Below are 6,758 nucleotides of genomic sequence, written 5' to 3'. Positions count from 1 at the left end.
GCATCCGTTCGACCGTGCCCCGCAGCAAGGTCGCATAGTGGCCCGACATTGGCGCGACGATCAACAGCGGTTCCTGCCCGGTCACGCCGACCTTCCTGAATCGCTTCAATTGCCCGAACGCCTTGCGCAGCACGATATCCTCGTCGACCGCGTGTTTTTGCTTGCCCACCTGGGTTTCAATGATCCCGAACTCGGGCTTGCCGCGGGGAGCCGAGGCATGGGCGAATACGCCTAGCCCCGCCGCCACCAGCGGTCCCATTGACGAATAGCCGAACGGATTGGACGGGTTGTTGAGCCATCCGGCGCCAAGACCCGCCAAGCGGCTCGCGCCGGACAGCAGCGAGCGTTGCACCTCATAGGCGTCGTAAAGCATCCAAATTCCTTGGCGGGTGGGCACGGACAAACGGTTGTGGGACCGCTTGGCTCCTCTAGCAACCGAAATTGCTGCACTGCGCACGCTGCAATGCGGCAATTGAGGCCGCGCGGCCACACTGGTAGACCCTTAATAGAGCCTGATTCACGTCATTGGCGGAAGCGCAAGGCGCTTCCCCCTCAAACGATCAGGCTCTAGGTCGTGCCCATGGCCACCAATTCTGATGAAAAGCCGAAGAAAAGCCTTTCCAACCTCGGCATGGTGTGGCGCTTCGCCAAGGGCTACCCCGGCCACCTCGCCGCCGCCGCCATCGCGCTGCTGATCGCCGCCGCCGCGACCTCGGGCGTACCTTACGCGTTCAAGCTGATCATCGACCGCGGCTTCTCCGGGTCGGGCGACATCGCCCGCTGGTTCCAATATTTGCTGTTTCTCGTGATCGTCATGGCGCTGGCCACCGCGACCCGATACTATTTCGTCAGCTGGATCGGCGAGCGGGTCGTCGCCGACCTCCGCCTCGCGGTCCATCGCAACCTGCTGCGCCTCGCTCCCGGCTTCTTCGAAGAGAACCGACCGGCCGAGATCACCAGCCGCATCACGGTCGACACGACGATCATCGAACAGACCGTCGGCACCACCATCTCGGTCGCGCTGCGCAACATCGTCATGGGCACCGCCTGCACCATCATCCTGTTCGTCCTCGCGCCCAAGCTGGCGGCGATGATGCTGCTTGGCATCCCGCTGGTGGTGCTGCCGATCACCATCCTCGGCCGCCGCGTCCGCGCCATTTCGACCAAGAGCCAGGACCGCATCGCCGATGTCGGCACCGTCACCAGCGAGGTGCTTGGCGCAATGAAGATCGTCCAGGCGTTCGGCCAGCAGGCGCGCGAGGCCGAGCGCTTTCGCCAGGCGACCGAAACCGTCTTCTCGACCGCCAAGCGCCGCATCGCGTTGCGCGCGGTGATGACCGCGATCGTCATCGCCCTTCTGTTCAGCGCCATCACGCTCGTCATCTGGCAGGGCGCAGTGGATGTCGCCTCCGGCAGGATGACCGGCGGCACCATCGCCGCCTTCGTCCTTTATGGTGGTTTGCTCGCGGGCGCGTTCGGCGCCTTGAGCGAAGTCTATGGCGACCTGCTTCGCGCCGCCGGCGCATCAGAACGGCTTAACCAGCTGTTGATCGCGGAGCCCGAGATCAAGGCGCCCGCCAACCCCAAGCCGCTCCCGCTCCCCGCCGAGGGCCGGCTGATCTTCGACCAGGTCACCTTCCGCTACCCGACCCGTCCCGACACCTCGGCGCTCGACCATTTCACCCTCGAATTGCGCCCGCGTGAGCGGCTCGCCGTGGTCGGGCCATCGGGTGCCGGCAAGACCACTTTGTTCCAGCTTGCGCAGCGCTTCTACGACCCCCAAGTCGGGCACCTGCTGCTCGACGGGGTCGACCTTCGCGACGCCGACCCGGCCGATGTCAGACAGCGGATCGCCATGGTCCCGCAAGACGTCGTCCTGTTCGCCGCCAGCGCGCGCGACAACCTTCGCTACGGCAACTGGACCGCGTCGGAAGACGAGATTTGGCAGGCGGCGCGCGATGCCAATGCCGAAACCTTTCTTCGCGCGCTGCCCGACGGACTCGACACCTTCATGGGCGAAGCGGGCGCCCGCCTATCGGGCGGCCAGCGGCAGCGCATCGCCATCGCCCGCGCCCTGCTCCGCCGCGACGCGCCCCTGCTCCTGCTCGACGAAGCGACCAGCGCGCTCGACGCCGAAAGCGAGCGGCTCGTCCAGGATGCGCTCGACCGGCTGATGGCCGACCGCACGACGATCGTCATTGCCCACCGCCTCGCCACCGTCCGCGCCGCCGACCGGATCATCGTCATGGATCATGGCCGGATCGTCGAGGAAGGCACCCACGCCGTCCTGACCGCCCAGGAAGGCCTCTACGCCCGCCTCGCGCGGCTGCAGTTCGACGGGCTGGCCGCCTGATTTTTTTCGCTCCCGACTGAAACCATCCCGCTCTTTCCAACGAACCTATTGGAAAGATGGAGCGTTTTGCTCGTGACAAGGATGTGTGCATGACCGACCAGACCCTCAACCGCCGCCTGTTCCTGGGCCTCACCGGCTCCGGCTTGGTCACCGGCGCGCTGGCGCTCGCCAGCGGCGTCATGTCGTCGAGCGCGTCGGCCGCCAGTTACGAGGTCAGCCACACCCCGGCCGACTGGCGCCGCCGGCTCGGCGCGGCGCGATTCAATATCCTGCGCAACGCGGGTACCGAAGCGCCGTTCACTAGCCCCCTCAACAAAGAGCATCGCAAGGGCGTTTTCGCTTGCGCTGGCTGCGCCCTGCCGCTGTTCGCGTCGACGACGAAGTTCGACAGCGGCACCGGCTGGCCCAGCTTCTACGCGGCGCTCCCGAACGCCCTCCGCACCAACAGCGATCGGGCGTTCGGCATTGCCCGGACCGAAGAGCATTGCCGCCGTTGCGGCGGGCATCTCGGCCACATCTTCGACGACGGCCCGCGCCCGACCGGCAAGCGCCACTGCATCAACGGCCTCGCGCTGACGTTCCGCCCGGTTTAAGCGGCCAGCGCGACCGCGTCGGCTTCGCGATCGCTCGCCTCGCCCCATTGCTTGCGGCGGCGCTCCTGCAGCGCCCGTTGCAGAGCATAATAATGCTGCGCCGGATTCGCACGAAAGCTTGCCGGCAAAGCCGGATCGCGCCGCAGCCGGGCTTCGAGCCAGCCCCAGCCTTTGCGCTCACCGAGTAACGCTTCGCCCGCCAATGCACGCTCGCCGACCAACTTCTCTGCTATCCTCCTCAATCGCGTCGAGCGAAGCCGCTCGCGGGCAACCTCGAGCGGCTCGTTTGCCGGCGCAAAATTTTCGCTCGCATGGAACAGCGCGCGGCGTGCAGCTGCGTCCAGGCAGGCCCCTTCTCGCCGGGCCGCGTGGCATGCATCGAGCGCCGCCAGCAAATCCGGCGGCAGCACGCTCTCGGCATTGCCCCGCAACGCCTTGGTCGCGCTCAACCGGTAGGCGCGATAGGCGTGCGCGCAGCGCGCTTGCGGGGCTTCGCCCAACGCTGCGCGCAAACGGCCAAGCGCGATGATCGCCTCGGTCTTCGCGCCCGGAACCCAAAGTCGCCCGGCGGTTCGCTCCAGTGCGGCCAGGCCCGCCGCGATCCTCAGCGCACGGCGCGCCTCGACCAGCGCCCAGCCGTGGCCGCCGTTAGAATGATCGTAGAGATGATGCAGCACCACCGCGCGTTGACCATGATCGCCCGGCCTCCCGGCTAGATCTTCAACCTCGTTGTCCAACTGCTCGATCAGTCCCTGCTGGTGCGCCGCGATAATGCCCATGAGGTATTCGCTAGCCCACCACTGGTTGAAAACCGGTTACTCCTGCGCCGCTTCATCGAGCAGCCGCCCAAGCCATGCCGGCGCCTGCTCGGCGTAAATTTCGGCATGCGGCACTGGGAAGGCGGGATCAGCGAAGGCGCCGACCGCAATGGTCACCATCCCCGGCCTGGCGTCTAGCCGATAGGCGATGGTCGATCCGCACGTCGGGCAGAAGTCGTAGCTCACCTCCCCGCCGCTTTCGGCGATCCGCGTCCAGCGCCGGGTCTCGCCCTCGACCTCGACTGCATCATCGGGCCAGGTTGAGTTATGGCTGAAGGCGCTTCCGGTGCGGCGCTTGCACGCATCGCAATGGCAGATCGAGACCCGCACCGGGTTGCCCTCCGCCCGCGCCGTCACCGACCCGCAGCGACAATGTGCTTCGCGCATGTCCCTCTCCTCAGAAGCTCGTCCGATAAGCCTCATTGCCGACGAATCCGAGGGTCGTCACGCCCGATTGTCGCGCCATCGCCAGAATGCGATCGACTCGATCATAGCGCAAATGGGCGTCGGGTTTGAAATGAACTTCGGCGGGATGATTCATAGCCGCTACTTCGCCGAATAGCGCACGCAGCGTGCGATCGTCGACCGGCCGCCCGTTCCATCGCGCGGCACCGTCGGCGGCGATGTCGAGCCGGTTGCGGATGGGTTGGGCATGCACCGTGTCCCTCGTCGGCAGGTCGATCTTCACTGCGTGGGTCTGCATCGGGACGGTGATGATCAACATGATCAGCAGGACCAGCATGACGTCGATCAGCGGCGTCGTGTTCATCTCGCTCATTGGCTCGATCTGATCCGCGGGCGGGACACCGACCGCGCCAAAGACGAACCCTGCGCCGCCCGCTCCCCTGCTCGTGGAAAAGGATGATCGCCTCATGCCGCCTCTCCTGCCGATTTAAGGCATGTTATATCATATTTTAGTCCAGGCAGGCATATTCAGCAGGCCGACTTCAAGCCTACGGGCCGCACTCTTGCCCGCATACGAAAGCGGGCGGCTCCTTGCAGAACCGCCCTTCGCAAATTCGATCAAAGAGGAGTGACTAGAAGGCGGTCATATAGGCTTCGTTGCCGACGAATCCCATTTTAGAGACCTTGGCCTGCTTGGTCACCGCCAGCACCTGATCGACCAGCTCATAGCGGGCGGTCGGTTCGGGCTGAAGGTGAAGTTCGGGAATCGGGTCCATTTGCTGAGTGACGTCGAGATATTGGCGCAGCTGGATCAGATTGACCGGCGCACCGTTCCATAGCACCGCGCCGGCCTGGGTGATGACGACCTTGTTCTTGACCGGGTCGACCGGCGGCGGCTGGTCGTTCGGGTTGTTCTGCGGCAGGTCCAGCTTCACGGCGTGGGTCTGCGGCGGAATGGTGATGATCAGCATGATGAGAAGGACCAGCATGACATCGATCAACGGCGTCGTGTTGATATCCATCATCGGCTCGCCTTCGGTATTCGAGCCAGTGGTTTGCATCGCCATGGGGGCTTGCTCCTAAAACTTACTTCGCCGCGCCGCTGGGCGGCGGCTGGGAAATGAAACCGACCCGGGCAAAGCCGGCGCGCTGCATCGTGAACACCGCCCCGCCGATGCACTTGTACGGCGTGTTGACGTCACCTCGGATATGCACTTCAGGCATATTTTCCTCGTTGATATTCTCGACGCCGCCGACCTTTTTGATCTGATCCTCAAGCGCCTTGACCGCACGATCGAGCAATTGCTCGTTCGTATAAGGCGTCAGGTTCCAATAAACCTCGCAACTGCCACCGGGCCCGCCGCGAATGGTTAGCGCCACATTCTCGGGCTTGGTTTCGGTGATTTCGTTGCGGACCTTGGGCAGCTGGATCGGCACCGTCTGGATCACCACCGGAATGGTGATCAGGAAGATGATCAGCAACACCAGCATCACGTCGACGAGCGGCGTGGTGTTGATGTCCGACATGGGGACGTCTTCGTCGCCGTCTTGCTGGCCTATGCTCATTGCCATGAGAGGCTATTCCTTCCAACTGATTGTCACCGCGGGCCGGCCGCGACCATGCCGCCGGCCCGCTGAACCACCCGTATTAGCGGGTCGTCGGGGTCGTCGGGGTTGCTTGTGCACCGGTCGGAGTCATGCCCGCGCGGAGCGGCTCAGAACCGCGCTGCGTGGCCGCGGCCGGGGTCTTGGTGGCGGGCGTCAGACCCGCTGGCTTCACCGCGCCGTCCGACATCAGATAGCCATGGATATCATTGGTGAAGGCCGCGAGGTCTTCCATGATCGACTTGTTGCGGCGGATCAGCCAGTTGTAGGCGAGCACCGCGGGAACCGCGACGACCAGGCCGAGCGCGGTCATGATCAGCGCTTCGCCGACCGGGCCGGCCACGGTCGTAATCGACGCATCGCCCGCCGCGCCGATCTTGATCAGCGCACGGTAGATGCCGACGACGGTGCCGAACAGGCCGATGAACGGCGCCGTCGACCCAACCGTGGCGAGGAAGGCCAGGCCTTCGCCGAGACGGGCGCCAATGCCGCCCTGCGAACGCGCCAGGCTGTTGGCCATCCAGTCATGCTGGTCGACCGGGTCGGTCAGCTTGCCATGTTGGTCCCGCGCGTTCAGCGCATCATCAACGATCGAGCGATAAGCGCTTCGGGTTTCCAGCTTGGTCGACGCGTCGCGCAAATTGGGCGAGTTCCAGAAGCTGGAGCGGACCTTGTTGCCCTGGCTCATGATCTTCTGCTGCTGCAAAAGCTTGGTGAACAATATGTAGAATGTGCCGATCGACATGATCACCAGAATGATGAAAACCGACCAGGCAATCACGCCGCCCTGCTGAAGGGCATTCATAATACCGAAATCGCCGGCAGCGGCAGCTAGGAGAGAGGTGGTCATATCTGTGACTTTCCTGTTGAAGTTCTGACGGTTCAAAAAAGTGCTAAGGTTACTCGGCGGGGAGCACCCACTTCACGCGTTGACTGAAGGTGTCCGAAATCGGATTGCCCGACTGATCCTTGGCCGGCGTGAAC

Annotated in this window: 8 protein-coding genes and 1 pseudogene; 2 read left to right on the top strand and 7 right to left on the bottom strand. The window is 64.3% G+C overall.

Annotation, left to right across the window (positions count from 1 at the left end; genetic code table 11):
* Positions 1-373 (bottom strand): annotated as a pseudogene (locus tag H0W65_RS11865) (polyhydroxyalkanoate depolymerase); the annotation flags it as partial.
* Positions 374-580: 207 nt separating this feature from the next.
* Here H0W65_RS11865 and H0W65_RS11860 point away from each other — a divergent pair.
* Positions 581-2,353, top strand: a complete 1,773-nt coding sequence (locus H0W65_RS11860) for an ABC transporter transmembrane domain-containing protein (RefSeq protein ID WP_294007827.1) — start codon at positions 581-583, stop codon at positions 2,351-2,353.
* An 89-nt stretch (positions 2,354-2,442) separates the two neighbouring features.
* Positions 2,443-2,946, top strand: coding sequence for a peptide-methionine (R)-S-oxide reductase MsrB (gene msrB / locus H0W65_RS11855; protein ID WP_294007825.1), 504 nt, complete (start codon positions 2,443-2,445; stop codon positions 2,944-2,946).
* Here msrB and H0W65_RS11850 read toward each other — a convergent pair.
* The 6 genes from H0W65_RS11850 to H0W65_RS11825 form a co-directional block, all read right to left on the bottom strand.
* On the bottom strand, positions 2,943-3,725 hold the full coding sequence (locus tag H0W65_RS11850) for a hypothetical protein (RefSeq protein ID WP_294007823.1): 783 nt from the start codon (positions 3,723-3,725) through the stop codon (positions 2,943-2,945). The two genes, msrB and H0W65_RS11850, sit on opposite strands and share 4 nt — an antisense overlap.
* Positions 3,726-3,761: 36 nt before the next feature.
* Positions 3,762-4,151 (bottom strand): GFA family protein, encoded by a 390-nt coding sequence (locus H0W65_RS11845; RefSeq protein ID WP_294007821.1) that lies wholly within the window; start codon positions 4,149-4,151, stop codon positions 3,762-3,764.
* Between the two features lie 10 nt (positions 4,152-4,161).
* A complete protein-coding gene (locus H0W65_RS11840) occupies positions 4,162-4,638 on the bottom strand; it encodes an ExbD/TolR family protein (RefSeq protein ID WP_367120146.1) in 477 nt (158 codons plus the stop codon).
* Positions 4,639-4,801: 163 nt separating this feature from the next.
* A complete protein-coding gene (locus tag H0W65_RS11835) occupies positions 4,802-5,230 on the bottom strand; it encodes a biopolymer transporter ExbD (protein ID WP_294007829.1) in 429 nt (142 codons plus the stop codon).
* 25 nt (positions 5,231-5,255) lie between these two features.
* Entirely contained in the window at positions 5,256-5,741 is a 486-nt protein-coding gene (locus H0W65_RS11830) for a biopolymer transporter ExbD (RefSeq protein ID WP_294007819.1), read from the bottom strand.
* 76 nt (positions 5,742-5,817) lie between these two features.
* Positions 5,818-6,624: a MotA/TolQ/ExbB proton channel family protein gene (locus tag H0W65_RS11825; RefSeq protein WP_294007817.1), complete on the bottom strand. Its 807-nt coding sequence runs from the start codon at positions 6,622-6,624 to the stop codon at positions 5,818-5,820.
* Positions 6,625-6,758: the final 134 nt, after the last annotated feature.

This window comes from Sphingomonas sp. (assembly GCF_013816785.1).
Lineage (GTDB): Bacteria > Pseudomonadota > Alphaproteobacteria > Sphingomonadales > Sphingomonadaceae > Sphingomicrobium.
Note: the sequence above shows the minus strand (reverse complement) of the source record. Positions and strands in the feature narration are given on the sequence as shown.